We start from the raw sequence: 26,449 nt of genomic DNA on the forward strand, positions 1-26,449 counted from the left end.
TACCGACGTCACCGGCCCTCGAGCCAGGCGAAGAACTCCTCGGCTGTGAACACCGGCTTGCCGTACTCCTGCGCCTTGCGCGCCTTGCCCGATTGCGTGCCGGCCTCGGCGGTGACCAGCACCTCGCATCGCGTCTTGGTCACCGAGCGCACCGGCGCCAAACCCGCCGACGCGGCCAGCCGCTCCATCTCCTCGCGCTCCACCACGCGGCCCCTCTGATCCAAAGCCGTTCCGGTGAAACAGATCCGCGCACCCGGCACCAACGCAGAGCCGATGTCGTGACGCTCGAGCGTCACCGCTCCGGTCACTACGTCGACGCCGAGCAGGGCCGAGGCCTCGTTCAGACGCGCCACGACGTTATCGGGCAACAGCGCCCGTGACGCCGCAGCGCGCAGTTGATCGGCCACCGACTGCCGGGCGGCCGCGTCCCACGACGACTCGTCTGCGGCCACCTCGTCGGCCGACGCTCCGCCCAGCACCACCGCGCCGACTCCGCGGCTGACCCGCAGCACCGCCGACAACGCCGGCAGATGATCGGCCGCCGGAGTGGGGACAGCGTGATCGCGGCTGAGGAGCAACCCCGAAACCGATTCCGCCGGTTCGGGTTCCTCGAACTCCGACGAGCCTTCTTCGATCTCCGTCGATGCCAATGCCGTCAGCGCCGACTGCGCCCGTTCCACCGCCGTGCGCCCGGTGACCCGCGCGCGGCGCAGTTCGACTCCCAGCGGCATCACCGCGACATGACCGAGCCGCTTGAGCTCGAAGTCGATCAGCCCGAGCGTCTCGTCCACCGACACCCCGACCGGCGTGCAGCCCGCCAGCATGGGTGCGATCACCGCCCACGCCTCGCGCAGAGTCGGCGCCAGCAGCACATCGGACACGGTGATGCCGTATGCATTTCGCGCGTCGGCGAGATCGCGCTGCGGGTTGATAAGCGTGGAGACGGCGGTGCCGTCGTCGAACGCCACCGCCAGCTCCACCGGTCGCGGACGCGACATCCGGCCTTCCTCGCCGACGGTGAGCATGCCGATCGCACAGTACTTCCGGGCCGTCGAGCCGCCGGCCGAGGTGCGCAGGAAGCGGGCGATCCGCCGGTCGGTCTTCAGATCCTTCGGCAGCACTGGACGTTTGAGCACCAGCCCGGCCAGCGAAGTGCAGCGGCTCAACGCCACGTACAACTGGCCGGTCGAGAACATTCCGCCGGTGAGGTCGACGACGACCCGCTCGAGCGTCTGGCCCTGGCTCTTGTGGATGGTGATTGCCCACGCGAGCTTGAACGGCAGCTGCGTGAACGTCCCGATCACCTCGCGCCGCAGTGACCCGCCGTCGACCACCGGGCGGGTGGCCTCCCACGTGAACGGCGTGACGTCCGCGCACGATCCGTCGGCGAACTCGACCTCGACGACGACGCCGTAACGGTCGTAACCGACGCCGACCACGCGTCCTATGGAGCCGTTGACCCACCGGTCGCCCTGGTCGTTGTTGAGCATCATCACCTGAGCGCCGACCTTGAACCGCAGCTCGTCCTCGATCGGCTTGTCGAACAGCGTGAGATCGCCGGACTCCCTGGCGCGGTGCAGCATTTCGTCGCCGTCCAGCCGCTCGAGCTGTTGTCGGTTGCGCGCGGTCACCAGCCGATTGGTGGGCGCAAGCGTCAACCAGAACTCGTCCTCAGGCGGCACGAAATCCTTGTCGGCGCGGGCATTGAGCTGCTCTTGTGCGTGGCCGAGCAGTATGCCCTCGCGAATTTCGTTGAGAATGGCGGTCATCCGGTCATCGCCGAGCTGGCGGAACACCGTGGTCAGCGAGACAGTGGGAAAGTCCTCGCGGGCGAACGTGCGGGCGGAGAAGAAGTACGGCGTCTCGTAGACCGTCGAAAAGTAGCCCTCTTCACCGTCACCGACCACCGGCGGCAACTGGTACAGGTCGCCAACCAACACGATCTGCACTCCGCCGAACGGTGTGCCGGGCTCGGGACCGAACCGCTCCAGCGCGGTCGCCACCATGTCGAAGACGTCGGCGCGAACCATCGAGGCTTCGTCGATGATCAACGTCTGCAGCGACGCCAGCGTCTTGGCGAATCGGCCCGGCCGGTACTCACCGCAGGTGACGTCGGACAGCGTCGTCGTGGTGCGGAACCCGAACAGCCGGTGGATGGTGTACCCGTCGACGTTGAGCGCGGCGATCCCGGTGGGCGCGGCCACCACCACATTGCGATCGGTGCCCGCCATGAAGTGCCGGATCAGCGTCGACTTGCCGGTGCCGGCCTTGCCCGTGAGGAACAGATGCCTGCCGCCGGCGAGCAGCGCCAACGCCTCCCGAAACTCGTCGGTGAGGATGAGGTCCCCGCTCACGGCTGCACACTACCCGCAGCCGAGGGGCGCGCTCGGCGCCAAACCTTGTGCAGCCCTGGCCCCGCTGCATAAGCTCTGCCCATGGAACTACTACGTAACGTAGTTGTGCTTCTGCACATCGTCGGCTTCGCGGTGACGTTCGGCGCCTGGGTCGCCGAAGCCGCGGCCCGACGATTCCGCACCACCCGCGCGATGGATTACGGCATCTTGGTTTCGCTGCTGACGGGCTTGGCGCTCGCCGCACCGTGGCCCGCGGGGATCGAGCACAACTACCCGAAGATCGGCGTGAAGCTCGTCATCCTCGTGGTCCTCGGCGGTGTGCTCGGAATGAGCAGCGCGAGACAGCGGCGCACCGGAAATCCCGTGCCACGACCGCTGTTTTGGTCGGTCGGCGTGCTGTCCTTCGCCGCGGCCGCCATCGCTGTCCTGTGGGTGTAGTCGCGCTCACGCCACCGCCATCGCTTCGCGCTCCATGACCTCCGTCGCGGCGCGCTCGCCGGAGCGCGCGGCGCCGTCGATGAACCCGTACATCACCGACGCGGTTTCGGTGCCGGCCCAGTGGATGCGGCCGCACGGCTCACGCAGCGCGGGACCGAACTCGGTGAGCACACCCGGCGGCGTGTGGGCGATCATCCCGCCACCGGAGTAACGTTCGACGGACCAGTTCTGCTCGAGGTAGTCGAGCGGCGAAAGCGCCGGGGTGCCAAACCTTTCCGCGACCGCGCCGAGCACCGCGTCTTTGCGTTGGTCGTCGTCGAGCTTGCCGATGCGGCGCGCCTCTGGCCCTTCGGTGATGACGGTCAGGATTCCGGGACTCCCGGTGTCCGTGCATGAATCGATTGTGAGGTTCGCCGGTGAACCCGGTGCGAACGACTGACCCGACAGGCCCTCGGCGCGCCAGAACGGCGCGTCGTACAGCAACGCGATCTTGTAGACCGCTCCGCTCGGCATCCGCTGATGCAGGAACGACCGGTCGGCGGGAAGCATTGGCTCGTAAGAGATCTGGGCGGCGATCGAAATTGGCGCGGCGACGATCACTCGGCGGGTGTTGACCACCATGTCGTCGGAATTCACCACGACCCCGTCATTGCTCTGGGCGATGCGGCGAACGGGTTGCGAGAGGTGGACGGTGTCGCCGAGTTCGGCCGCGACTGCGCGATGGATGGCGCCCATGCCGCCGACCGGCCGCGCGTCCTCGGCCGCGTCCTTGACGCCCAGCACGAAGCTCGGACCGCCCGCCGCCGCCATCTGATACAGCACGAACAGCAGCGAGATCTCCGGCGCCGCAGACGTGTACAGCCCGGCTACGGCGCTCTCCAGCAGTTCCCGCGCGGGTTTGGACATCGTATGCCTGTCCAGCCAGGCCGCCCAGCTGAGCTTGTCCCACTTCTGCGCCTTGGGCGCGGTCCACGGTGCGTGCACCGGAATCGTTTTGCACATCTGCGTCAGCTCGAGAAAGACCGCGCCGATGTTGGCGACCGCCCACGGGCTCATCGACAACGGGATCGTTCCCGTGTACCGGTACTTCTTGCCGTCGACCAGCATCATCGCGTCGCCGTCGGTGTATTGCTTGTAGCTGGCCACGTTGAATTCGTTCATCAGCCCGTAGATGGCGTCCTGGCCGGGCCCGATCCACGCGCCGCCGCGGTCGATCCAGAGGCCGTCGTCGCGCACGTCGGTGAGCGTGCGCCCACCGACGCGGTCGCGCGCCTCCAGCAGCGCGACCGAATGACCTGCCTGCTTCAAACGCAACGCCGCGGTCAAGCCGGCGAACCCGGCGCCCACCACGCAATAGTCGACGTCTGCCATGAGCGGCCCCTTCGGTCGGTTAGAGCCAACGCCGTATTGCCGCCCCTGTCAATAAACCGTTGCTTCGGCAAAAGTGTTGTGATCGGCTCGGACTCACGGGTGCTGGCACGACGCGCGCCGGGCTCCGGGAATGTGATCGGCGGCCCGGCGGTTGCGACCGATATGGCCAAGATGACCACGGATGAGCGAGAGAAGTTCCTGTCCGACGTCCATGTGGGCGTCATCGCGGTCGAACGCCCCGACCGCGCCCCGCTGAGCGTGCCTATCTGGTACGGCTATCAGCCCGGCGGCGAGGTCCTGTTGTGGACGGAATCCGGCTCGCTCAAGCACCGGCTGATCAAGGACGCCGGCCGCTTCGCGATCACCGCGCAGGACGAGCAGCCGCCGTACCGCTACGTCACGGCCGAAGGCGACGTCACCGGGATCGACGCCGCGGAGGACGCCGTGGTGCGCGACATCGCGATCCGCTATCTGGGCGAGCAGAACGGCAACGCGTTCGCCGACCAGAACCTCACGCCGACGTCGATCGTCATCCGGATGCGCCCGCAGCGCTGGCTCAGCTTCGACTACTCGACGGAGTAGCTTCGGCGCCGCTGACCTGCCGCGTGCACACGGCCCGCGCGGCCTGCACGATGTCACACGCGGCGAGATTCTGGGCGGAGTCGGAGTGCCGGCTGTCGACGGGCAGCCCCGCCGCATGGCGCAGCACCATCATCGCCAGCGCCGACGTGGTGGCCGACGGCACCACCAACAGGTTCGCCCGCCCGCGCTCGCCGGTGAGGCTCATCACCCGCTGGGGACGGTTCTTCCACCCGGGGATCGCGGCCACACCGCGGCGGGTCAGCATGTCGAGGTCCGGGACGGCATTCGCCGACGACCAGTTGACCTGGATGTCGACGACGGCCCCCAGCGAGTCCCGCAGCGCTTCGATCAGTTCGGGCAGCTCGAGAGCCATCGACGAGGTTCGCGGCCACCACGCTCCGTCGAGCCCGTCGCAAGGGGAAGCGGCCAATGTCAGCCGGACCGGTCGGGTGCTTCGCCGGTGGCTTGCCGCGGTCACTGGTCTGCATTCATGATCGCCGGACCACGGACCGTGTGAGCCACAACAAGATGACAATTCGAAACGGCGTGATACATCGGCAATTTCCTCGCTTCGAGCCGTCGAAGGCGGGATCGCGTCTTCAGAGGTAACGGTTCGCCCTCGACACTACACCGGCGCTTTTTCGCCGCAGTGATAGCCTCGACGTGGATGTTTATCGACATCCGTTCACATGAGAGAAGTTGAAAAGTATGGCACAGGGAACTGTGAAATGGTTCGACGGCGATAAGGGCTTCGGCTTCATCGCCCCCGACGGCGGCGCAAAGGATGTGTTCGTTCACTACTCGGAAATCCAGGGAAATGGATTCCGGTCGCTGGAGGAAAACCAACGCGTCGAGTTCGACATCGAGCAGGGCGCCAAAGGACCTCAGGCAATCGGCGTAACCGCCGTTTAGCTTTCACGAGTCGATTGTGGGCCGGTGGGAATCCCCCACCGGTCCACATTTCGTATGAGAGCCCTGACCAGCCGAATCGACACCTCAGGCAGGCTTCTTTAGACTGATCGCAACGCCGACGGCTGCCGTCATCACTTTCGATATCGGCCGGTGGTCCAATCACCTGGGTTCTGACTCGAGCCCATCCGCACGAGACCACAGGACGATTTCTTGGCCATCACCGATGTCGGTGCGTACACGCACCTGAGCCCGTCGGACATCGAGGCCATCGGCGCCGAGCTGGACGCCATCCGTAGCGACATCGAGGAATCGCTCGGCGAGCACGACGCGGCCTACATCCGGCGCACCATCAAGTTCCAACGTGCACTCGAACTGGCGGGGCGGCTGATCCTCGGCTGCAGCCGATCGCGGGCCGGCTGGATGCTCGGCACCGCGACGTTGGCCTTCGCCAAGTGCGTCGAGAACATGGAGATCGGCCACAACGTGTCCCATGGGCAGTGGGACTGGATGAACGACCCCGAAATCCATTCCAACACTTGGGAATGGGACATGGTCGCGGTGTCGTCGCAATGGCGGTACTCGCACAACTACCGCCACCACGTGTACAGCAACGTGGTCGGCGTGGACGACGACCTCGGATTCGGCATCATGCGCATCACCCGCGATATTCCGTGGCAGCCCGTCCACCTGCTTCAGCCGCTACGAAACATCCTGCTGGCGAGCATCTTCGAATGGGGCATCGCGCTGCACGGGGTGCATTCCGAACGGGACCGCGCGGCCGGTGACACCGAACAACTGACGCGGGAGCGGATGACCCTGGTCCGCAAGATCGCCCGGCAAGCGGTCAAGGACTATGTGCTCTTCCCGGCGCTGAGCGGGCGCCGCTGGCGCAGAAGCCTGGCGGCGAACCTGGTCGCCAACCTGGTGCGCAACCTGTGGACGTACGTGGTGATCTTCTGTGGGCACTTCCCGGACGGCGCCGAGAAATTCACCGCCGACGTCCTCGACGACGAGAGTCGCGCCGAATGGTATCTGCGGCAGATGTTGGGCGCCGCCAACTTCAAGGCCGGCCCGCTGCTGGCCTTTTCCAGCGGAAATCTCTGCTACCAGATCGAACATCACGTCTTCCCCGACCTGCCGAGCAACCGCTTGGCGGAGATCGCGGTGCGAGTGCGGGCGATCTGCGAGAAGTACGACCTGCCATACACCAGCGGTTCACTGGTACGCCAGTATCTGCTGACGCTGCGAACGATCTACAAGTTGGCCCTTCCGGACCGGTTCCTGACCGCGACGAGCGACGACGCACCGGAAACCGCATCGGAGCGCAAGTTCGCCTGACCAGGCGATCAGTTCACGAGCGACAACGCATGCGCGCGGCGCAACTTGCCCGACGGCGTCTTGGGGATCATCCCCGGCTCCAGCACCACCACGTTGCGGGGCCGGACGTCGACTTCGGCGAACACCTCGTGGGCGACCTGCCGCTCGATGCGACGCACTTCGTCGGCGTCGGCGAAGTCCTTGCATTCCACCGCCACCGCAAACGCCTCCCGCGACAATCCCGCATCCAGCCGCACGGCGACGGCGCAGCCCGGCCGCACCCCGTCGACCCGGCCCGCTGCCCGCTCGATGTCGGTCGGATAGATGTTGCGACCGGCCATGATGATGACGTCCTTGAGGCGCCCACACACCACCACCTCACCGTCCTCGGTGAGGTAGCCCAGGTCGCCGGTGTCGTACCAGCCGCGCTCGTCCTGCGCCGGGATGAACCCGGCTCGCGTGGTGTAGCCCCTGGTCACCGGATCGCCGCGGACCTCGATGACGCCGACGCCGCGCGGCGGTAGGGACGCGCCGTCCTCGTCGATCACCCGCACCTCGAGGCAGTCCAACGGCTTGCCGAGCTTGACCAGCCGCCGCGTGTGTCCCTTGGTCGCGGGCACCGCTCGGTGCAGTACGGCCAGCAGGTCGGCGTCGATTTCGTCGACGGCCATCCCGCGACCGCATGCGGAGAACGACACGGCCACCGTCGCCTCGGCCATCCCGTACGCCGGCACGATCGCCTCGGGCCGCAACCCGAACGGGGCGCCGGCCTCGCAGAGGTCCTCGACGTCGAGCGGGTCCACCTGCTCGGCGCCCGACAACGCCCAACGCAGCGAGGAAAGATCGAACTCGCCCGGCGTGGCCACCCGGCGCAGTCGCTTGGCGAAAAGCGTGTAGGCAAAGTTCGGCGCCGCGGTCATGGTGCCCTTGTACTTGTCAATCAGCTTGGCCCACAACAACGTATCGCGTAGGAAGTCGATCGGTGTGACCTTCACCAGCTCGGCGCCGAAGTACATCGGCACCGTCAGGTAGCCGGTCATCCCCATATCGTGGAAGCAGGGCAGCCAACTGATGATCACGTCGGAATGGATGTCGAAATCGCAGCCGACCGTCATGGCCTCGGCGTTGGCCACGATGTTGGCGTGCGTGATCTGAACGGCCTTGGGGGAACCCGTGGATCCCGACGTCAGCTGCATCAGCGCGACGTCGTCGTCGGTGGTCTCGATCGGGTCGATGGACTCGCCCGCCAGCAGCGACTCGATGGTCAGCACCGTCATGCCGAGACCGGCCAGCACGGATGCGGCCGCCATGAACGGCTCGCTGATGACGACCGCCTTCGCCGAGATCATGTTGATCACGGCGGTGGTTTCCTCGGCCCAGCGCACCAGATCGGTGCGTGGCGTGGGTTGATGCAGCATGGTCAGACTGGCGCCGCGCATCCAGATGCCCTGGGCGGTCGGCGCGATCTCGACGGGTGCACCGGCCAGCACGGCGATCGCATCACCGTGGCCGATGCCCGCCGCGGCCAGTCCGCCCGAAATCCGGCTGGCGCGTTGGTTCACTTCGGCCCAGGTGTGCTTGACGGGGGCATCCGGTTCGCCGGTGACCATCCCGTTCGTGCTCCACCGGGCGTTCTGGTACATGGTCTCGGTAAATTGACTCACGACAGTCCTTCAGGCCCCCGGGCGTGGCGACGCCATGTGTAGGTGTTTGCGGTGGTCCGGCCGGTTTCGCCGGCCCCTCTCGGTTACCTAGTGGTCCATCGCTTCGGCCGAAGCGAGGTGCGGAGCGTGTCAGGCCTCCCGACTGTACCCACCCGGTGCCCGCTGGTGAAGACAGCGCGCCGAGGTGGCTGATCAAAGATCGTGCGACGACCTTCGATCACGGCCGATCAGCCGTCGGATCGGCCCGATCTGCCCGGCGGGCGTCTTGCGGGGCGTGTACGGCCACGGATTGTTCCGTTCGGGGACAGACGCCGCACGCGCCTGCTTGAGCTGCATCCGCAGGTGCCGGCGTAGCTCGTGCAGGTCCGGGTCGGCCCATCGGTTGTCGGCCTCGGCCGGGTCCGCGGTCAGGTCGTAGAGCTCCCATTGGTCATCGAGCGGCTCGGTGCGGTAGCTGTCGCCGCCGATGCCGTTCGCCGCGAGATGGCGCACCCCGGGCTCGGTCCACGTCGCCGGATCGTCAAAGGTGCGCACCAGTTTCCACAAGTGACCCAGTCCGCCGTCGGCGTCTTCGCGGTCGACCCGCAGCACCAACCCTTCGAAGTTCGTCGCCACGTGCTCCGGTACCCGGATCCTCAGGGGCGCAGGCGGATTCGTCGTCCGCTTCAAGCGACGAGCCAGACCGGACGCGCCGGTGTCGCCTTCGAGCACGTTGTCGCGGGCCATCAGGTACACGGCGCGCGACTCGTCGGCCGGGGCGCCGTTCACGACCGGCATCAGGTCACGGCCCGGCAGGTCGTGCACCTCGGTGAACGTGTCGGCCAGCGTCGCCGCCACCTTCTGGACGTCGACACCGGCCGCGCCGAGCAGCGTCGGCACGATGTCGACGTGCGACGTCGGGGCCGTCACCGTGCGCGCCGTGGTCGCGTCGGGCCCGATCCGCGCGACGACGAACGGCACCCGCGTCGCCTCGTCGTACAGGTTGAACCACTTCTGGTGCAGGCCGCCGTGGGCGCCCAGCAGGTCGCCGTGATCGGCCGTGCGTACCAGCACCGCGTGCTCCGAACCGCCCTCGGTCACGGCGCGCCGCACGCGGTCGATCGGGGCGTCGACCTCGGCGTGCAGCCGGTAGTACAGGTCGCGGTACTGCTGCGCCTTGCGGGTATAGGTGCGGTCGACGGCCGGCGCGGGACCGTAGCCCGAGTAGTACGCCTCGCGGAACGCGATCTGCGCGGCGGGTTTGGTCGACAGGTCCTCGTCGGCCGTCGGCGCCGGTGGCACCGGCGGCGGGTCCAGCGGCGACGGGCGTACCGGGTTGCGCCGCTGCCACGCCGGGAACAGCACGATGTCGTGCGGGTTGACGAAGCTGGCCACCAGCAGGAACGGGCGCATCGCCTCGGCGTATCCGGCGCGACGCCGCGCATAGCGGTCGTTGAGCCACGCCACCACCCGGTCGGCGATCAGCGGGTCGCGCCGAATCCCCGCGTTGGCCAGCGGCGCGCCGTGTGGCTCCGGGCCGACCCAGCCCGAAAAGCCGTACGGGGCAAGCGGATCGGCGTCGAGGTAGCGCTGTACGGCTTTCGGGTCGATGACACCGTTGGCGTCGTTGGTTGCCAACGGCTGACCGGTCGCGGGGTCGGTCAGGTCGGCATGCGAAATGTGCCACTTGCCGTCGTACTGGGTGTCGTATCCGGCCGCGCGGAACCAGTTGCCCAGCGTCGGCACCTCGTTGCGGCGTAGCCAGCGCATGCGGGAGTCGTCGTAGACCTTGCCGATGCCGTCGGTCTGTGTGACGCCGTGCAGGTCGGGGTAGTGGCCGGTGAAGATCGTCGGGCGGCTGGGCACGCAGGCCAGCGAGCCGGTGTAGTGCCGCTGAAAGCTCACGCCGTGCTCGTCGAACCAGTTGCGGCCGGGCAACGTTCGGTCCCGCCATGCGAGGACTTCGGGCGACTCGTACGGCGGAACCGCGCGCTCCTCGTCGGTCATCACGATGATGATGTCGGGGCGCTCGGTCATGAGGTCTTCTCCAATCGTTTCGCCAACGCGGCGAGCATGGCGTCGGATCCGCGGGCCAATGCCTGGCAGGCCAGCCGCTCGACGAGTTGTTGCGTTCTGCCGCGGCCCTTTCGGACGGTGCTGGTGATCGTCACGACGGTCTCGCCGCCGCCGGTGGCCTCGATGGTCCAGCGGTTGCCGGCGTTGCCCACGACTTTGGGCAGGCCCTCGATGTCATAGGCGAGGACGTACTGCGGATCGCACTCGGTGATGCGTTCGACCAAGGTGTTGCGGCCGATCTGCACGCGGCGGGTCGTGCCGACCATCGCGCCGTCGGCACCGCGCGTGAGGATGCAGGAGTGGTCGACCTTGTCGAGCCAGGAGGCGAGATCGCCGAAATCGGCCAGGACATCCCAGATCTGCGTCGGTGTCGCCGCGATGACGCGACTGCGGTCGATCTCGGCCACGGCCCCACCGTACGCGCAATCGATGTCGGAATCAGGCGACTTCGGCGACCCTTACCGCAGCTGCGCGACGAGCGCGTCGGTCACCTCGGACGTCGACGCCCGGCCGCCGAGATCGGCCGTGCGGCTCTCCGGCGTGGCCAGCGTCGACTCGACAGCCGCCATCACCTCTGCCGCGGCGGCTTCGTGCCCGAGGTGTTCGAGCATCAGCGCCGCCGACCACACCGCCCCGACCGGGTTGGCGATGCCTTGGCCGGCGATGTCGGGCGCCGAACCGTGTACCGGTTCGAACATCGACGGGTACTGCTTGGTGGGATCCAGATTCGCCGACGGCGCGATCCCGATCGAGCCGGCGACCGCAGCTGCGAGGTCACTGAGGATGTCCCCGAACAGGTTTGAGCCCACCACGACGTCGAAGCGCTGCGGCTGCAGCACGAATTTCGCGGCCAGCGCGTCGATGTGCTCACTGTCGAACCGAACATCCGGAAAGTGCGACGCCCGCTCGGCCACCACCTCGTCCCAGAACGGCAGCGTGTGCACGATGCCGTTCGATTTCGTCGCCGACGTCACGTAGCCGCGTCTGCTGCGCGCCAGCTCGAACGCGAAGTCGGCGATGCGACTCACCCCGACCCGCGTGAAAACCGATTCCTGCACGGCCATCTCGTCGGGAAAGCCTCGGTTCAGCCGCCCGCCGATCTCGCTGTACTCACCTTCGACGTTCTCGCGGACCACGACGAAGTCGACGTCCTCCGCCGTGCGTAACGGGCTCTCGACACCGTCGAACACCCGGATCGGTCGCAGGTTCACGTACTGGCGGAAGGCCCGCCGGATCGGGATCAGCAAGCCCCACAGCGACACGTGATCCGGAACTCCGGGCCAGCCGACCGCGCCGAGCAGGATCGCGTCGAACCCGCGCAGCGTGTCGATCCCGTCAGCGGGCATCATCGCGCCTTCGTTCTGGTAGCGCTGACATGACCAGTCGAACTCGGTGTAGGACAAGGAGATACCGTGTTTTGCCGCCACCGCGTCGAGCACCTGGCGCGCCGACGCGATCACCTCCGTGCCGATCCCGTCGCCCGGGATGGCCGCGATGTCGCTCATGCGCCCAGCCCCAGCAGGCCGATCATCATCGGCAGGAAGATGATGATCAGGATCGCGCCCGCGATGTCGAACGTGATGCCGGACCGGATCATCTTGGTGATCGGCACGACGCCCGAGCCGTAGACGATCGCGTTCTGCGGCGTCGATACCGGCAGCATGAAGCCGAACGAGGCCGCGAATGTCGCTGCCAGCGCCGGCACGAACGGGTTCACCCCGGCGGCGACGGCCACCGGAATGATGATCGGCACCACCACCGCCGCCGATGCGGTGTTGCTGGTCGTCTCCGACACGACGATCGCCAACAGCACCGCGAACACCGTGATCGCGACGCTGCTCGACAGGCCGAGCGCATCGTCGACCGACGTTCCGATGGTCTCGGCCAGGCCGGTCGACGAGATCAGTGAACCGAAGATGATGCCCGTGCCGAACAGGATGATTGTGCCCCAGTCGATTTCGGCTGCGTCTTTCCAGCGCAGCGTGAACTCGCGGCTCTGCCAGTCGGTGGGCAGCAGGAACAGCAGCGACGCGCCGAACACGGCGACCACGCCTTCGTCCAACCGGTCGCTGACGAACTCGTACACATCCGATTCGGTGCCCGCGACCAGCGCGAAGATGCCGGGCAGGATCCACAGTGTCACCGTGACGCCGAACGCGATCAGCGTGTTCTTCTCCGCCCGCGACAGCTTGCCCAGCTTCTTCCGTTCGCCGGCCACGTACTCGGCGACGCCGTCGATCCGTTTGATCTCGGGCTTGTTCAGCCGCAACAGGACAAGTGCCAGCAACGCGAACATCATGAGGCAGATGGGAATCGCCATCACCATCCACTGGCCGAAGCTGATCCGTTCACCGGTGGCTTCTTCGATCAGCCCGCGGCCGATCAGGTTGGGCGGACTGCCGACCGGAGTGAGCAGGCCGCCGACGCTGGCGCCGTAGGCGAGCATCAGCATCAGGGCCGCACCGACCCGCAACCGCTGCGGGTCGAAGTCGGCTTCGACGTCGCCGCGCTGTTGCAGCAGCTTGGCGATGACCGACAGGATGCCGATGGCCGTCGGCAACAGCATCGCCACGGTCGCGGTGTTCGACACGAACGCCGACAGCAGACATGTGATCGCGCCGAACGCGATGATCACCCCGGTCGTCGAGCGGCCGGCGCGCGGCAACGCCAGGATGCGGAACGCGAACCGCCGGGCCACACCGTGTTTGAGCATGGCCTGGGCGAGGATGAATGCGCCGATGAACGTGAAGATCGTCGATGACCCGAACGGGCCGAGCACGTCGTCGACCGGTGCGACACCGAGGAATACCGCGACCGCGACGCCGAGCAGGCCGCCGATCGGAATCGGCACCGCCTCGCTGATCCACAGCGCGATCACGCCGAGCAGCACGGCGGCCAGCACCTGCTGTTCGCGCGGAATGTCGATCGGCAGGACGAGGAAGACGACAGTCAACAGCGGGGCAAGGAACAGCCCGACCGTGCGCCGGGCCTTCTCGAACCGTTCCTCCCGTGGGGACAGCTTCTGCTCGCCGAGACTCCGGTACGTCGCGCTGCCGAGTAGGGCCTTGTCGACGTCAGTCGGCGTGACGTGGTTCTCCGCGGTCATCACAGGCTCCGTCCACCCGGGCTGGCGTATGCGCGACACCACAGTCGCATGCCGAGCGCTCAGCTACGTACAGTTTCGACGCGAAAATCCGTACCTGAGTGAGCGCTCGGCGGGCAAAGCTGGGCGCTCGGCGGAACGGCTATGCGCTGCTTAGGCGCCGCGCCAGGCCCGACGCCCGAGCCGCCCGCCGTTGCACGGCGGCCCGCACCGATGCCTCCGGGCCGACCACCCGGATCTTCTTCTTCGCCCGGGTCACGGCGGTGTAGAACAACTCGCGGCTGAGCAGCCGCGAGTCCTCCGGCGGCAGCAGGACCGTGACTTCGTCGGCCTGGCTGCCCTGCGATTTGTGAATCGTCATCGCATGCATGGTGTCCACGTCGGCGAGTCGGCTCGTCGCGAACTCGAGCCGTTCCGTCCCCGCGACGACCGCCCGCAGCACGCCGTCGCGCAGGACCGTGACACCGGTGTCGCCGTTGTACAGGTTGAGCCCGTAATCGTTCGCTGTCACCAACACCGGTCGTCCCGCGTACCACGCGGACCAGATCGGCTCGCCGGTCATCTCCGCCAGCCACCGCTCGACCTGGTGGTTCCAGTAGCGCACGCCGAACGGGCCGCGGCGATGCGCGCACAACAGCCGGTGCTCGTTCAGGATGGCCAGCGCCGCTTCGTCGTCACCGAGGACCGCCGCCCGGTGGAGCTCAACCGCCAACGGCACCAACACCTTCCGAAGATGCTCCGACGGCTCCTCGGTGTCGAACCACTCGATGTGCTCGCCCCCGGCGCGCAGCACCTCGACGACGGTGCCGGCGTCACCCGTGCGGATCGCGGTCGCCAGCCTCCCGATCGACTCGCCGAAGCGGTGCGACGTCTTCAACTCCGCGATACGGTCGCCGCCGAGGCCGTCGACCAGATCAGCAAGGACCGCACCCGCTTCCACCGACGCCAACTGGTCCGGATCGCCGACCAGGATCAGACGGGCGTCCGGCCGCACGGCCTCCAGCAGCCGCGCCATCATCGTCAGCGACACCATCGACGTCTCGTCGACGACGATCACGTCGTGCGGCAACCGATTACCGCGGTGATGCCGGAAGCGCGCCGACGTGTCCGGGCGGCTGCCGAGTAGCCGGTGCAAGGTCGTCGCGTGCAAGCCGGCCAGCGCTTCACGGTCGGCCGCGGGCAGCTTGTCCACCTCCAGCTGCACCGCCTCCTGCAGCCGCGCCGCGGCCTTTCCGGTCGGCGCCGCCAACGCGATCCGCAGCCGCGTTCCGCTCGCGAGCAGCGCCAGCAGCCGCGCCACCGTTGTGGTTTTACCCGTGCCCGGACCGCCGGTGAGCACCGTCAGGCCCTGCGACAGCGCCAGTTTCGCCGCGGCGCTCTGCTCCTCGAACCCTGCCGGAAAGAGCCGGTCGAGCTCCGGCGCCGGTTGAGGCGCCCGGGCGGCGAGCATCGCGAGGATGTCGTCGCACACCTGCTGCTCTTCGAGCCAGTACCGGTCGAGATACAGCAGATCCCCGTCGACGCGCAGCGCCGGCGGTTGGCCGGTCAACGGGTGCGCGGCGATGGCGCCGTGCCAGTCGTCGACGGCGGGCCACGGCAGCCCGTCGAGGCCGATCTGCTGTTCGGCGGTGCGCAGGTTCAGGCACACCGACCCGCTGCGAAGGGCGCGCACGAGCAGCGCGACCGCGAGCGACACCCGCTCGTCAGGCGCCTTGGCGAGCTCGCAGAGTCGCTGTGCGACATGCACATCCGGCGCGTCGAGGACTTCGGCGTCGGTGAAGGTGCGCAGCAGGCCGGTGGCGCTGATCGCCCGCCGCCACTCCAGGCCGGTCACGCGGCGACCCTGCCGGCGTCGAGCAGATCCGAGAGCGCGATGATCAGCGCTGCCGGAGGCTGCCAGCTGAACACCCCGGCCGGGTGGCCATTGTGCGTCGGGGTGTCCGGCCCGCACATCCCGCGCAGGAACAGATACAGCACGCCACCGAGGTGCCGCTCGGGTGTGTATCCGGCCAACCGCCACCGCAGGAAGCGGTGCAGCACAACGCTGTACAGCAGGGCCTGCAGCGGATAGTCGGAATGCAGCATCGCTTCGGCCAGCCGCGGCGGGGAGTAATCCGCGGCCGTCAGCGGCCGGTTGGGGTCGCCGAGCCAGTTGGTCTTGTAGTCGACGACGAGGTAGCGCGCGCCAGCCTCATCGGGAATGCGCAGCAGCGCATCCACCGAGCCCGACAGGTATCCCTTCAGCGACTGGGAGCCCAGCCCCGCTCCGGTCAACCGGTCCGCATACGAGCTCAGCGGGTCGTCCGAAGGCAGATGCTGCCGCAGCAGTTCGCCGACATGCGCCAGCCGGATGTCGGGAGCCGACGCGCGCAGATCACCGCCGGCCAAGGGGAATTCGAAGTCCATCTCCCGCATCCGGTCCGAGAGTCCGATCTGCCGAAGCGTTGTACCGTCGGCGAGCGGCCCGAGTGGGGTGTCGTGCATCGGCACCATCGCCGCCGCCAGGTCGCCGGCCTCGACGTCGACCGGCCACCACACCGAGTGCTCGAGTATCTGCGCCTCCAACTCCGCGGCGAGGTCGGTGGCGAACGGATCGGCCGTCTCGAGCACCGCGTGCACCAACGTGCCGAACTTCGCACCGGTCGGCAGGTCGGCCATCGGCGAGGCCACGTCGGCACCGGCCGCCGGCGTCGCCACCGGGATCTCGGCGACCTCGTCGTCGAGCTCGACCACTTCGGGTTCGCTGCTGACCGGCGTCGCCTCGGCCGCGCGGATCAAGCCGCTGTAGGAGGTCCGGCGCCACGTCGTGTCGATGGTGCGGTGGAAGTGCCGGGCCTCGAAGTCGCCGGGGCCGGGCCCTTGCGGACCCGCAACCTTCGGAAGCGGCACCGATTCCTCGATCACCGGACCGCCGACGGCTTCCCATTCCCTCAAGCGCGTCATCGCGTCGTCGTCGGAAACCTTCGCCGGCGCAACGACATCCGGGACCATGGGCTCACCGGGCCGACGGCCGCGAAGCAGTCGCGACAGGCCGCCGTTCGGCTCGTCGCGCGACGGTGCCCACCAGGCGACCAGCTGCGACTGCGCCCTGGTCATCGCGACATACATCAGGCGGCTGTCGTCGCTGGCGTCCTCCTCGCGGCCCGCCTTCGACACCGCGTGGAAGTCGGGGCTGTCGTCACCGCCGATGTGCAGACATCTCGTGTCGCCCTCGTGGTACAGCACCAGATCGGGTTCCCAGACGTGACGGTTGAACGCGAACGGCAGATAGACGACCGGGAACTGCAGGCCCTTGGCGACGAACACCGTCATCACCGCGACGGCCGCGGCGTCGTTGTCGAGGCGGCGGAAGCGCTCGGCGGCGCCGCTGCGCTCGTCGCGCTGGGCCCGAAGCCAGTCCCGCAGCGCTGGCAGCGTGAAGTGCTCGCGGTGCGCGGCTTCCTGTAGCAGCTGGGTCATGTGGGCGAGGTCGGTCATCTGCCGCTCACCGTTCTGCCACGACAACACCCGGTCGGCCATGCCGGCGAGTTGCGCGGCTTCGAAGATCGCCGCGACACCCCGCTCGCGGGCGTGACCGGCCCACTCGCGCAACGTCTCCGCGATGCGATCGGTCAACCCGTCGCCGCCGGCGACCAGCGACTCGGCGGTCTCGCCGAAGAACATCGTCGCGGCCGCCGCGCGCACGATGCCGGGCCGGTGCGGTTGGTCGAAGGCCTCGAGCAGCGCCAACCAGTCCTCGGCGGCGTCGGAGGTGAAGATGTCGGAGTCACCGGTGTAGACCGCGGGGATGCCCGCGTCGCAGAGCGCCCGATAGCAGACCCGGGCATCGCGGTGGTTCTCCACGATGACCGCGATGTCGGCGGCCCCGAGCGGGCGCCCCTCGAACGTGGCGTCCGAGTTCAGCAGGGCGCCGATGTCGGCCGCCAGGTCGCGCGGAATGTGGGTGCGCAGCTGATCGATGAGGATGTCTCGAGTGCCGCTGCGCCCGAACGTGTTCCGGCGCACCACCCGAAGCCGGAACGGATCGGCGGACGGCGCGCCCGCCAGCCGCGACCCCGCGTGCTTGGCGGCCACATCGTGCACGACGATCTTCTCGTGGCCCAGTTGCGCGCCGCGCAGCACCGCCTGCAGCCGGTTCACCAGCGCTTCGTCGCTGCGCCAGTTGGTGGCCAACGTCTTCTGCACGTCGGCCTTCGACGCGGCGCTCAGGTATGTGACGATGTCGCCGCCGCGGAACGCGTAGATGGCCTGCTTGGGGTCGCCGATCAGGATCAGTGTCGAGCGTCCGGTGAACGCGCGGTCGATCACCTGCCACTGCACCGGGTCGGTGTCCTGGAACTCGTCGACCATGACGACCGGCCAGCGTTGGTGCATGCGCAGCTGCGCGGCCGAGTTGTCGGCCTGCAGCGCGTCGGCCAACCGGCTGAGCAGGTCGTCGTAACCGAGAATGCCCTTGCGCCGTTTGCGGATCTCCAGTTCGGCGAGAACGCCTTTCGCGAAGCGGACGCACACCTCGGCGCGCGAATCCGGTTCCGTGTTCTTCGGCCGCAACTCGGTCGCGGGTTGCTCGACGACCGCCTTGGCCAGTTTCAGCGCGTCGGGATAGGTCAGCAGCGGATGGTCGCGCTCCCGGCCGAAGTGGTGCAGGTAGAGGTCGTCGACGATTTCGGTGACCAGTTCATCGAGGCTCTCGACCAGCGTGACACCGGAGTCGGTGTCGCCCGCCACCCCCAGCGACTTGAGGACCAGCTGGCAGAACTGGTGCGTGGTGGCGATGGTCGCGGCATCGAAGGCGGCCAACGCGTCGCGCAGGTTGCGCTCGCGTTCGGTGAGTTGGTCGGGGGTGCCGTCGAGCAGGTACTCGATGATCTCGTTCTCATCGACGCTCGACGGATCGATGAAAGCAGCTACGGCATCGACGATCTGACGCCTCACCCGGTCGCGAAGTTCCTGAGTCGCCGCGCGGCTGAACGTGATCAGCAGCATCTGGTCGAGGGTCGCCATGCCCTCGGCGAGATAGCGGGTGACCAGCCCGGCCAAAGCGAACGTCTTACCGGTGCCCGCGCTGGCCTCCAGCACGGTGGTAGACCGTTCGGCGGGCAACGGCCCCAACAGGTCGAACGGTTCCATCAAGTCTCCAGCGCCCGCAGCATCGGCAGCCACAACCGGCCGGAGTACGTGTCGAGGCCGAGTTCGACGAGGTGCTTCAACCAGGTGGCCTTGCCGAACGCCAGTTGATAAGCCGCCTCATCCTCCTCGCCGGGGTACATGCCCGACCGCCACTTGTATCCGGCCCGCTGCTCGGGGTCGCCATGACCGTGCACCGCTTCGGCCCACGCGAACGACGTCTTCACCGGCAGGGGCAGCGGTTCGCGGCGGCCCTGGTCGTACATCGCCACCAGGTCGGCGAGCAACTCACGCGCAGGCTCCGCCGGTCGGCCCATCGACTCCATCCGCGGGGTGGTACCCCGTTTGGGGCGGCCGATGCTGATCGCCTTCCACTCGCGGGTCGGGTCGTGGGCGAGCAAGGCCAGCAACAGAATCCACGGCTGCAGCAGATGACGGCCGTCGAGCTTGGAGTACGTGACCGAGACGAGCCGATCGCCGTAGACCGGTGTGACGGTGCCGGTGACGCGACGGCCCCCGCCGATCTCGACGTCGATGTCGACGGCGCTCGGGTCGGCACCGCGGTACGGCCGTGCGGCCTCGGCGATGAGCGTGGCCTGCTCGCAGATCTTGTTGGCCCGGCGCCACCCGAGATTGCCGGGCGGCAGCGTGCCGCGACGCCACTCGGCTTGGCGGGCCTGGTCGGCATCCATGCCGCGCAACATGTCCTGCAGCATGCGGTCACCGACCGTCCACTCCTCGAGCGCATTGATGTCGACGGGCATGGCGTCCTCGACACCGTCGACCTCCCACGGCAACGTGTAGTCGAGCGCGCGGAAGAAACCCTTCACGGGATCCCTGAAGAAGGTGACCAGGTCGGCGACCACGACATCGTCGGCCGGGGGAGCGGGCAGCGGCCCGGAGATGAACTTCGGCCGTTCCGCCCGCGTCCCGGCACGGGTGGCGGCCGCGCGTTTGACGGTGGAGTCGAAGGTGAACGGCACATCCGGGATCAGTTCGCCGGGAACGACGTTGCGGGTGTCGAACGGCTGCAGCGGATGCTTGACCACGATCGCGTCGCGGACCTTCCGCGGTGTCGTGCGGTCGAGGGTGTCGAGGAGTTCGGCGAGCGGCACGGCGGGGGGCCGCTCCTGACCGGAGTACTCGTTCGCGCCGGTGTAGGTGATCACCAGTGTCTCGGTCGCCGCGCCGATGGCATCGAGCAGCAATTGCCGGTCCTCGGAACGGATGTCGCGCTCGCCGGTCATGGGCTCACGGGCCAGCGCGTCGTCACCGTCGACCACACCCAGCCGGGGGAACACGCCGTCGTCGAGACCGACCAGGCACACCACGCGGTGCGGGACCGACCGCATCGGCACCATCGTGCACACCGTCAACGTGCCGGTGCGGAAGTTGGCGCGGGTCGGACGGCCGGCGAGATGGCGGTCGAGCAGCGCGCGGACGTCGGACAGCCGCATCAGCGTGTCCGCACGGGCACCCGCAGTGGCGAGCACATCGGCGAATTCGCGCTCCAATTGGGCGATTTGCCAGATGTCGTCGTCGCCCACGCGGGCCAGTAGACTGATGCTGTCGGTCAACGACCGCAGCCACTGCTCGAGTGGTCTTGCCCCGGTGAGGGATTCCACCGCACAGCGCAGGCGGTCGACGTACTCGGCGAGTTGGCCGGCCAGGTCGACCCGGTTGCTGCTGACGTCGTCGAGGGGAAGCGTGGTGTCGATCCAGGCGTGCGAGTCGTCGGACATCGCCACCCCGGCCAGTACCCGGTCGATGCCGAAACGCCATGTGTTCTGGACGAAGTCGACGCCGTAGGGCTTGCGGTGGTCGGTGTCGAAGCCCCACCGGATGTTGGCCTGCCGTACCCAGCGGGTGATGTCCTCCAGGTTGTCGTCGGTGAAGCCGAACCGGGCCCGCACGGGTGCGGCCTGCGCGAGGTTGAGCACCTCGCTCGAGGTGGCCCGTCCACCGGCCAGCGACAGCAGTTGGGAGGCCACACCGAGCAGCGGATTCGTCTGGACGAGCGACCGGTCGGCCAGCCGCACCCGCAACTGGTGCGCCGGGTGCACGCCCTTGATCATGTCGCCCAGCCCGAAACCGGCGACGATCAGCGGCGCGTAGGTCTCGATGTCGGGGCACATGACGAGAATGTCGCGCGGTTCGAGCGTCTCGTCGTCGGCGAGCAGTCCGAGCAGAACCTCCCGGAGCACGTCGATCTGGCGCGCGGGCCCGTGGCAGCTGTGCACCTGCACCGAGCGGTCGGTTGCGGTGTGCACCCGCCCGTCTCGCCGGATCGTGTTGGCGGCGATGTCGGATTGCAGCCAGCCGAGAAGGGTGTCCGGCCGGTCGCGCCCGCCCAGGTATTCGTCGGTGCGCGGATCGCCGGGCAGGCCGCGCTGCAGTTCGCGAAGGTCGCGGCCGAGGGTGGCCAGCAGGGGATGGCCGACCAGGCGGTGGGTGGTGTCCTGGCGTCGCGGGATCTGGCCGTGTGCTCCGTTGAGTTGCTGCCACAGCTGGTCGCTCGGATGCGGCAGCCACAGGTGCAGGTCGTGATGAGTGGAAAGCGCGTCGAGCAGTTCGATCTCGGTGCTCGGCAGCCGGGTGTAGCCGAACAGTGACAGTCGCTGAGGCAGGTCGGTGGGCGACTCCTGAAGCCTGGCAACGGCTTTGGCGTGACGGATGTGTGGGGTGTCGGCGTCGATGCGTTCGATGAGCGCCCGCCACAGCGGCGGCTGCCAGGCCAGATCGGATGCGATGTCACCGGCGTCGCCGTTCTCCCAGTCGACGAGCAGCTGCGGACGCTGCCGGGCGTAGGAGGCGAACAGCCCGGCGAGCCGGCGGGCCACGGCGTAGCGCCTGCCCTGCCGCAGCTCCTTCTCATCGCCGGCTTCGAAGTGGCCGAGGTGGGTGGCCAGCGGCTTGCACCAGTCCTCGGCGCAGGTGGCGTCGATGACCTCCATCAGTGGCCACACCATGGCGTCGGGCGACCACAGATCGTCGCGGTCGGCTGTGCCGGCATTGCGGCCTGAGCCGGTTCCGGTGAGGTCGGCGATCAGTGAGCGCGGATTGCGGAATGTCACGCCTGCGCAGATACCGTCGGCACCCGAGCCACAGCCGAGGAGGTGGCTCAGTCGTTGGCTCAGCCAGCGTTCGACGCCCTTGGCCGGGACGATGACCAGTTCCTCGGCGAACGGGTCGGGCAGCGGATCGGAGAGCAGGGCGCCGAGTCCGTCGGCGAGCAGGTCGGTGCGTTCAGCCCGATGGATGTGAAGGGCCATCGCAGCCAACCATAGGAGGTGGGTCCGACGTGGGTGACGTTTGTGGGAGAGCGGGCAAGGGAAGTCGATACCGATGACTCGATGGATGGCCGCGACGATGACCGCCGCCGCAGCCTGCTTGTCGTTGATCGCGATCCCGACCGCCGCCGCGCAGCCGTCGTGCGGACCGGACCAGGCCGACGCGTTGCGGCTCGCGCTCGCGCGGCTGCCCTTCGAGCCGCTCACCGGCGCCAAGTGGGACAGCACACCCGTCGACAGCAACTATGACCCGTGCGCGGAGCTGTCCACGATCCTGGTGACGACCGAGGGCGGCACAGGAAGCTCGCCCGTGCAGGCGCTGCTGTTCCACCGCGGCCAGTACGTCGGGACCGGGACCTCGAAGGCATACGGCTTCACGTCGCTGGACGCCGAGGCCAGCACCGGCGACACCGTCGTGCTCACCTACAAGGTCCCGGGCGACTGCAACGCCTGCGCGCCCGCGGCGATCCGCAGTGCGCGGTATCGATGGAACGGCGAGCGGGCCGTGATGCTCGATCCGCCGCCCGATCAGTAAGGGAGGCCGCTGGTGAGCGAAACGACGTCACCCCGCCTGGGCCCGAGGTTTCACGAGGCACTCGGATTCGCCGCCGAACTGCACCGCACACAGACCCGCAAGGCCAGCGATGTGCCGTACGTCGGCCACCTGCTTTCGGTCGCGGGACTGGTGATCGAAGCCGACGGCACCGAGACCGAGGCGATCGCCGCGCTGCTGCACGACGCCGCCGAGGATCAGGGCGGCGACGCGACGCTAGCGCAGATCGAGGAGCGCTTCGGACCCGAGGTCGCCGCGATCGTCGAGGAGTGCAGCGACACCGTCGTAACGCCGAAACCGCCGTGGCGCGAACGCAAGGAGAACTACATCGCGCACTTGAACACGGCCTCCGACAGCACAATTCGTGTGTCGATGGCCGACAAGCTGGACAACGCGAGGGCGATCCTTCGGGACCTGCGCCGGTACGGCCCGAAGGTGTGGCAGCGCTTCAACACCGATGATCCGCATGAACATCTGTGGTACTACCGTTCGCTGCTCGAGGTCTACCGGCGCCGAAGCGACAGCTGGCTGGTCGACGAACTGTCGCGCGTCGTCGAAACATTGGCCGAGGAGATCGGCCCGCCGGTCGCCGCTACCGTCTGAGGTATGAGCGCGCGTGACACGGTGTTGATCACCGCCGCGGAGTTGGCGCGGCGACTCGATGCGGGGGAACCGGTGACGTTGTTGGATGTGCGCTGGCAACTCGCCGAGCCGGACGGCCGAGCCGCATACGAACGAGGGCACCTGCCCGGGGCGGTGTACGTGTCGCTGGAGGACGAGCTGAGCGATCACACCGTCGAAGGCCGCGGGCGCCATCCGCTGCCGTCGGGGACAGCGCTTCAGGACGCGGCGCGGCGGTGGGGCGTGCGGGCCGGGATTCCGGTGGTGGCCTACGACGACTGGAACCGCGCCGGATCGGCGCGCGCCTGGTGGGTGCTGACCGCAGCCGGTGTCGACGACGTCCGCATCCTCGACGGTGGGCTGGCGGCGTGGACGGCCGCCGGAGGCGAATTGGAAACCGGCGCCGTCGCACCCGAACCCGGCGACGTGACCGTTACCTACGACGATCTGTACGCCGGTGCGCGCCGGACCGTCACCGCCGACGCGGTGCTCACCTCGGGCCTGCTGCTGCTCGACGCGCGCGCGGCCGAGCGGTTCCGCGGCGACGTCGAACCGGTCGACCCGGTCGCCGGCCACATCCCGGGCGCGCTGAACGTGCCGAGCACCAGCCTGCTGGCCGACGACGGCACTCTGCGGACCGACGCCGATCTGGCCCGGGTCTTCCCGTCGGTGCCGGACACCGACGTGGCGGTCTACTGCGGATCGGGCGTCACGGCGGCAGTGACCATTGCGGGCCTCGCCGCGGCGGGGGTGGACGCGGCGCTGTTTCCGGGTTCGTGGTCGGAGTGGTGTTCGGATCCGTCGCGTCCCGTGGCGCGCGGACCCGAATAGTCGCGCAGACAAGTAGCCGCGCAGACAAGTAGTCGCGCAGACAAGTAGTCGCGCAGACAAGGCGAGGCCCTCCCGGGATACGCCGCCCGGGAGGGCCTCTGTGGAGGAACGGCTGTTCAGGGCTGGTAGTTCGGCTGGACTCGCTGCAGGTGGGGGAGGCCGTGGTTGTGGCGGGCCCCGGGGGTCGGCTGCGCGAACGTCTTCGGCGTCGCAACGATGCCCGGCCGCGGCGTGTTGTCCGGCGTGTAGGTGCCCGCGCTGGCGGTGCCGGCCATCCCGAGAGCCCCGGCGAGGATTCCAGCCGAGACGATCGGCAGTGCGAAGAAGCGGGCGATGCGGCGGGTTGTGTTGGCGTTCATGTCGTTCTCCTCGTTGAGTCTGGTTTCGTTCTGTGCCGGTGTGTTCCGGCGATGACTCAAGAGTGCTGCGCCGCGGCGGCGATGTATGTCGGCCGACCGGAGGGTGAACCGGATGAATCGCATGTCCACCGATCGGGGGAAGCGGCGACTCCGGTCGTTCTAGGCTGCAGACGGCGGACAGGAGCACACCATGGACGTTCTGCGCACCCCCGACGATCGCTTCGACAACCTCGCGGGCTATCCGTTCGCGCCGCACTACCTCGACGTCACCGCGAGCGATACTGCGCCGCTGCGAATGCACTACGTCGACGAGGGTCCACGCGACGGCCCGACCGTCGTCCTGCTGCACGGCGAGCCGACGTGGAGTTACCTGTACCGCACCATGATTCCGCCACTGGCCGCCGGCGGCTGCCGCGTCCTCGCACTCGATCTGATCGGCTTCGGGCGCTCCGACAAACCCAGCCGCATCGAGGATTACACCTACCTACGTCACGTCGAGTGGGTGACGTCGTGGTTTCAGGCGCTCGACCTGAGCGACACCACGATCTTCGTGCAGGACTGGGGCTCGTTGATCGGCCTGCGCATCGCCGCCGAACAGGGTGCGCGCGTCGGGCGCATCGTCGTGGCCAACGGCTTCCTGCCCGCCGGGCAGACGTCGGCTAATCTGCCGTTCCGCCTCTGGCGGGCCTTCGCACGCTACACGCCGGTGTTCCCGTGCGGACGCATCGTCGGGTTCGGCACCGTCACCGACGTTCCCGCGCGGGTGCGGGCCGGATACGATGCGCCGTTCCCCGACAAGAGTTTTCAGGCAGGTGCGCGGGCGTTTCCCGCCCTGGTGCCGACGTCGCCCGACGATCCGGCGCTGCCGGCCAACCGCGCCGCGTGGGAAGCCTTGGGCCGCTGGGAGAAACCGTTCCTGTGCGTCTTCGGCGCCAAGGACCCGATCCTCGGCCGCGCCGACCGCCCGCTCATCGAGCATGTGCCCGGCGCCGCCGGTCAACCGCATGCCCGCATCAACGGCAGCCATTTCGTGCAGGAGGACTGCGGCCCCGAGTTGGCCGAACGCGTCCTGCAGTGGCGCGTCTAGCCCTGAGTGACGCTGTTCCTGGAGGTGGCGTCGATCTCCGGATCTCCCGAGTGGTAGATCACCTGGTTGTCGAAACCGGAGGCGCCGATTCTGTCTGCGCTGTCGAGAATCACCTGGTTTTCGACGCCGGACACGGTGACGCTCTGACAATGACCGAGCAGGGTCACGATGTTGTCGACGCCGCTGACGCTGATGTTGCTGCCGTTGCACTCGATGGTCTCGATCTTCTCGACCCCGGAGACGCTGTACTGACCACCGGCCGGCGCGACGGCCACCTCCGGCGGCTGGTCGTCCGGAACCTGGGTCGGCAGAGGGGTCGGCGCGTTGCGGGACGGCCCGATCGTCACGCTGCCGTCGCGCGGTCCGTCACCACCGGTTGCGTCGGGGAACCCGGGGCGGGTGCTGATCCGGTCGGGCGTCGACGACATCGACCACACGAAGACGCCGATGCCCCCGACGATGAGCACGACGACCACCGCGATCAGCCCGAAGATCAGCCCGTACGGCGCGCCGCTTCTCGTCGGTCCCGGCGGGAAAGAGACGCCGAACGGCGGCGTGCTGTAGGGCGACTGCTGCTCGTATGTCGACGGGTACGGCGGACCGTAGACCGGCGGCGGCAGGGCCGATGTCTGGTAGTCGTTCCCGCTCGGCTGCGACGTGCCCAGTTCGACTGCGCCGTAGTCGGCCAGCGGTTGCTCCAGCTGCCTGATCCGGGCCTCCGGGTCGTCCTCGGGTTTCATGCGCAGATGGTGCCACACAGCCGTTTACGTCGCCTGAATACCGGC

General features: G+C 68.2%; 21 protein-coding genes. 8 read left to right on the top strand and 13 right to left on the bottom strand.

The window, feature by feature from the left end:
* Window positions 1–8: 8 nt before the first annotated feature.
* Window positions 9–2,354, bottom strand: a complete 2,346-nt coding sequence (locus AU187_RS17065; protein ID WP_059166991.1) for an AAA family ATPase — start codon at window positions 2,352–2,354, stop codon at window positions 9–11.
* An 81-nt stretch (window positions 2,355–2,435) separates the two neighbouring features.
* On the opposite strand from AU187_RS17065, the gene AU187_RS17070 reads away from it, so the two are divergent.
* Window positions 2,436–2,792, top strand: a complete 357-nt coding sequence (locus AU187_RS17070) for a hypothetical protein (protein ID WP_059166992.1) — start codon at window positions 2,436–2,438, stop codon at window positions 2,790–2,792.
* A gap of 6 nt (window positions 2,793–2,798) precedes the next feature.
* Here the strand turns inward: AU187_RS17070 and AU187_RS17075 are convergent, their stop codons facing one another.
* A complete protein-coding gene (locus AU187_RS17075; RefSeq protein WP_059166993.1) occupies window positions 2,799–4,163 on the bottom strand; it encodes a flavin monoamine oxidase family protein in 1,365 nt (454 codons plus the stop codon).
* Window positions 4,164–4,325: 162 nt separating this feature from the next.
* Here AU187_RS17075 and AU187_RS17080 point away from each other — a divergent pair, with 162 nt between their 5' ends.
* A complete protein-coding gene (locus AU187_RS17080; RefSeq protein WP_172800297.1) occupies window positions 4,326–4,745 on the top strand; it encodes a pyridoxamine 5'-phosphate oxidase family protein in 420 nt (139 codons plus the stop codon).
* On the opposite strand, the gene AU187_RS17085 is transcribed toward AU187_RS17080, so the two are convergent.
* On the bottom strand, window positions 4,720–5,223 hold the full coding sequence (locus AU187_RS17085) for a DUF5994 family protein (RefSeq protein WP_231740416.1): 504 nt from the start codon (window positions 5,221–5,223) through the stop codon (window positions 4,720–4,722). The genes AU187_RS17080 and AU187_RS17085 overlap by 26 nt on opposite strands.
* Before the next feature lie 230 nt (window positions 5,224–5,453).
* On the opposite strand from AU187_RS17085, the gene AU187_RS17090 reads away from it, so the two are divergent.
* Together AU187_RS17090 and AU187_RS17095 are read left to right on the top strand one after the other, a co-directional pair.
* Window positions 5,454–5,657: a cold-shock protein gene (locus AU187_RS17090; RefSeq protein ID WP_059101269.1), complete on the top strand. Its 204-nt coding sequence runs from the start codon at window positions 5,454–5,456 to the stop codon at window positions 5,655–5,657.
* A gap of 210 nt (window positions 5,658–5,867) precedes the next feature.
* A complete protein-coding gene (locus tag AU187_RS17095; protein ID WP_059166994.1) occupies window positions 5,868–6,995 on the top strand; it encodes a fatty acid desaturase family protein in 1,128 nt (375 codons plus the stop codon).
* 8 nt (window positions 6,996–7,003) lie between these two features.
* Here the strand turns inward: AU187_RS17095 and AU187_RS17100 are convergent, their stop codons facing one another.
* The 8 genes from AU187_RS17100 to recC form a co-directional block, all read right to left on the bottom strand.
* A complete protein-coding gene (locus AU187_RS17100; protein ID WP_059166995.1) occupies window positions 7,004–8,638 on the bottom strand; it encodes a fatty acyl-AMP ligase in 1,635 nt (544 codons plus the stop codon).
* Between the two features lie 192 nt (window positions 8,639–8,830).
* Window positions 8,831–10,654 carry a sulfatase family protein gene (locus AU187_RS17105; RefSeq protein ID WP_059166996.1) on the bottom strand — a complete coding sequence of 608 codons (1,824 nt, stop codon included), beginning with the start codon at window positions 10,652–10,654 and terminating at the stop codon, window positions 8,831–8,833.
* Window positions 10,651–11,100: an SRPBCC family protein gene (locus AU187_RS17110; protein WP_059166997.1), complete on the bottom strand. Its 450-nt coding sequence runs from the start codon at window positions 11,098–11,100 to the stop codon at window positions 10,651–10,653. Before AU187_RS17110 ends, AU187_RS17105 begins: the two co-directional genes overlap by 4 nt.
* 51 nt (window positions 11,101–11,151) lie before the next feature.
* On the bottom strand, window positions 11,152–12,198 hold the full coding sequence (locus AU187_RS17115; RefSeq protein WP_059166998.1) for a tartrate dehydrogenase: 1,047 nt from the start codon (window positions 12,196–12,198) through the stop codon (window positions 11,152–11,154).
* Entirely contained in the window at window positions 12,195–13,799 is a 1,605-nt protein-coding gene (locus AU187_RS17120; protein ID WP_059167140.1) for an SLC13 family permease, read from the bottom strand. Before AU187_RS17120 ends, AU187_RS17115 begins: the two co-directional genes overlap by 4 nt.
* 139 nt (window positions 13,800–13,938) lie before the next feature.
* Window positions 13,939–15,621: an exodeoxyribonuclease V subunit alpha gene (recD, locus tag AU187_RS17125; RefSeq protein WP_059167141.1), complete on the bottom strand. Its 1,683-nt coding sequence runs from the start codon at window positions 15,619–15,621 to the stop codon at window positions 13,939–13,941.
* Window positions 15,622–15,626: 5 nt separating this feature from the next.
* Entirely contained in the window at window positions 15,627–18,926 is a 3,300-nt protein-coding gene (gene recB / locus AU187_RS17130) for an exodeoxyribonuclease V subunit beta (RefSeq protein ID WP_059166999.1), read from the bottom strand.
* Window positions 18,926–22,195, bottom strand: coding sequence for an exodeoxyribonuclease V subunit gamma (gene recC / locus AU187_RS17135; RefSeq protein WP_059101275.1), 3,270 nt, complete (start codon window positions 22,193–22,195; stop codon window positions 18,926–18,928). Before recC ends, recB begins: the two co-directional genes overlap by 1 nt.
* 73 nt (window positions 22,196–22,268) lie before the next feature.
* Between recC and AU187_RS17140 the strand changes: the two genes are divergently transcribed.
* The 3 genes from AU187_RS17140 to AU187_RS17150 are packed head-to-tail and all read left to right on the top strand — an operon-like array spanning window position 22,269 to window position 24,218.
* Window positions 22,269–22,748, top strand: a complete 480-nt coding sequence (locus tag AU187_RS17140; protein ID WP_156425602.1) for an LppP/LprE family lipoprotein — start codon at window positions 22,269–22,271, stop codon at window positions 22,746–22,748.
* Window positions 22,749–22,757: 9 nt separating this feature from the next.
* On the top strand, window positions 22,758–23,369 hold the full coding sequence (locus tag AU187_RS17145; RefSeq protein WP_156425603.1) for an HD domain-containing protein: 612 nt from the start codon (window positions 22,758–22,760) through the stop codon (window positions 23,367–23,369).
* A gap of 3 nt (window positions 23,370–23,372) precedes the next feature.
* Window positions 23,373–24,218 carry a sulfurtransferase gene (locus AU187_RS17150; protein WP_059101278.1) on the top strand — a complete coding sequence of 282 codons (846 nt, stop codon included), beginning with the start codon at window positions 23,373–23,375 and terminating at the stop codon, window positions 24,216–24,218.
* 116 nt (window positions 24,219–24,334) lie between these two features.
* On the opposite strand, the gene AU187_RS17155 is transcribed toward AU187_RS17150, so the two are convergent.
* Window positions 24,335–24,577, bottom strand: a complete 243-nt coding sequence (locus AU187_RS17155; protein WP_059101508.1) for a hypothetical protein — start codon at window positions 24,575–24,577, stop codon at window positions 24,335–24,337.
* Window positions 24,578–24,767: 190 nt separating this feature from the next.
* Here AU187_RS17155 and AU187_RS17160 point away from each other — a divergent pair, with 190 nt between their 5' ends.
* Window positions 24,768–25,664 (top strand): haloalkane dehalogenase, encoded by an 897-nt coding sequence (locus tag AU187_RS17160; RefSeq protein WP_059101279.1) that lies wholly within the window; start codon window positions 24,768–24,770, stop codon window positions 25,662–25,664.
* Here the strand turns inward: AU187_RS17160 and AU187_RS17165 are convergent.
* Window positions 25,661–26,404, bottom strand: a complete 744-nt coding sequence (locus tag AU187_RS17165; RefSeq protein ID WP_059167000.1) for a DUF3060 domain-containing protein — start codon at window positions 26,402–26,404, stop codon at window positions 25,661–25,663. The genes AU187_RS17160 and AU187_RS17165 overlap by 4 nt on opposite strands.
* Window positions 26,405–26,449 lie beyond the last annotated feature (45 nt).

The sequence above is a fragment of the Mycobacterium sp. IS-1556 genome (genome assembly GCF_001499985.1).
Lineage (GTDB): Bacteria > Actinomycetota > Actinomycetes > Mycobacteriales > Mycobacteriaceae > Mycobacterium.

Excerpts from the sequence above, each read along its gene's own strand:
- AU187_RS17075 (WP_059166993.1), bottom strand. The coding sequence starts at position 4,163 with ATGGCAGACGTCGACTATTGCGTGGTGGGCGCCGGGTTCGCCGGCTTG.
- AU187_RS17115 (WP_059166998.1), bottom strand. The coding sequence starts at position 12,198 with ATGAGCGACATCGCGGCCATCCCGGGCGACGGGATCGGCACGGAGGTG.
- AU187_RS17120 (WP_059167140.1), bottom strand. The coding sequence starts at position 13,799 with ATGACCGCGGAGAACCACGTCACGCCGACTGACGTCGACAAGGCCCTA.
- AU187_RS17140 (WP_156425602.1), top strand. The coding sequence starts at position 22,269 with ATGACTCGATGGATGGCCGCGACGATGACCGCCGCCGCAGCCTGCTTG.
- AU187_RS17165 (WP_059167000.1), bottom strand. The coding sequence starts at position 26,404 with ATGAAACCCGAGGACGACCCGGAGGCCCGGATCAGGCAGCTGGAGCAA.
- AU187_RS17150 (WP_059101278.1), top strand. The coding sequence starts at position 23,373 with ATGAGCGCGCGTGACACGGTGTTGATCACCGCCGCGGAGTTGGCGCGG.
- AU187_RS17090 (WP_059101269.1), top strand. The coding sequence starts at position 5,454 with ATGGCACAGGGAACTGTGAAATGGTTCGACGGCGATAAGGGCTTCGGC.
- AU187_RS17105 (WP_059166996.1), bottom strand. The coding sequence starts at position 10,654 with ATGACCGAGCGCCCCGACATCATCATCGTGATGACCGACGAGGAGCGC.
- AU187_RS17155 (WP_059101508.1), bottom strand. The coding sequence starts at position 24,577 with ATGAACGCCAACACAACCCGCCGCATCGCCCGCTTCTTCGCACTGCCG.
- recB (WP_059166999.1), bottom strand. The coding sequence starts at position 18,926 with ATGGAACCGTTCGACCTGTTGGGGCCGTTGCCCGCCGAACGGTCTACC.
- AU187_RS17080 (WP_172800297.1), top strand. The coding sequence starts at position 4,326 with ATGGCCAAGATGACCACGGATGAGCGAGAGAAGTTCCTGTCCGACGTC.
- AU187_RS17070 (WP_059166992.1), top strand. The coding sequence starts at position 2,436 with ATGGAACTACTACGTAACGTAGTTGTGCTTCTGCACATCGTCGGCTTC.
- AU187_RS17160 (WP_059101279.1), top strand. The coding sequence starts at position 24,768 with ATGGACGTTCTGCGCACCCCCGACGATCGCTTCGACAACCTCGCGGGC.
- recC (WP_059101275.1), bottom strand. The coding sequence starts at position 22,195 with ATGGCCCTTCACATCCATCGGGCTGAACGCACCGACCTGCTCGCCGAC.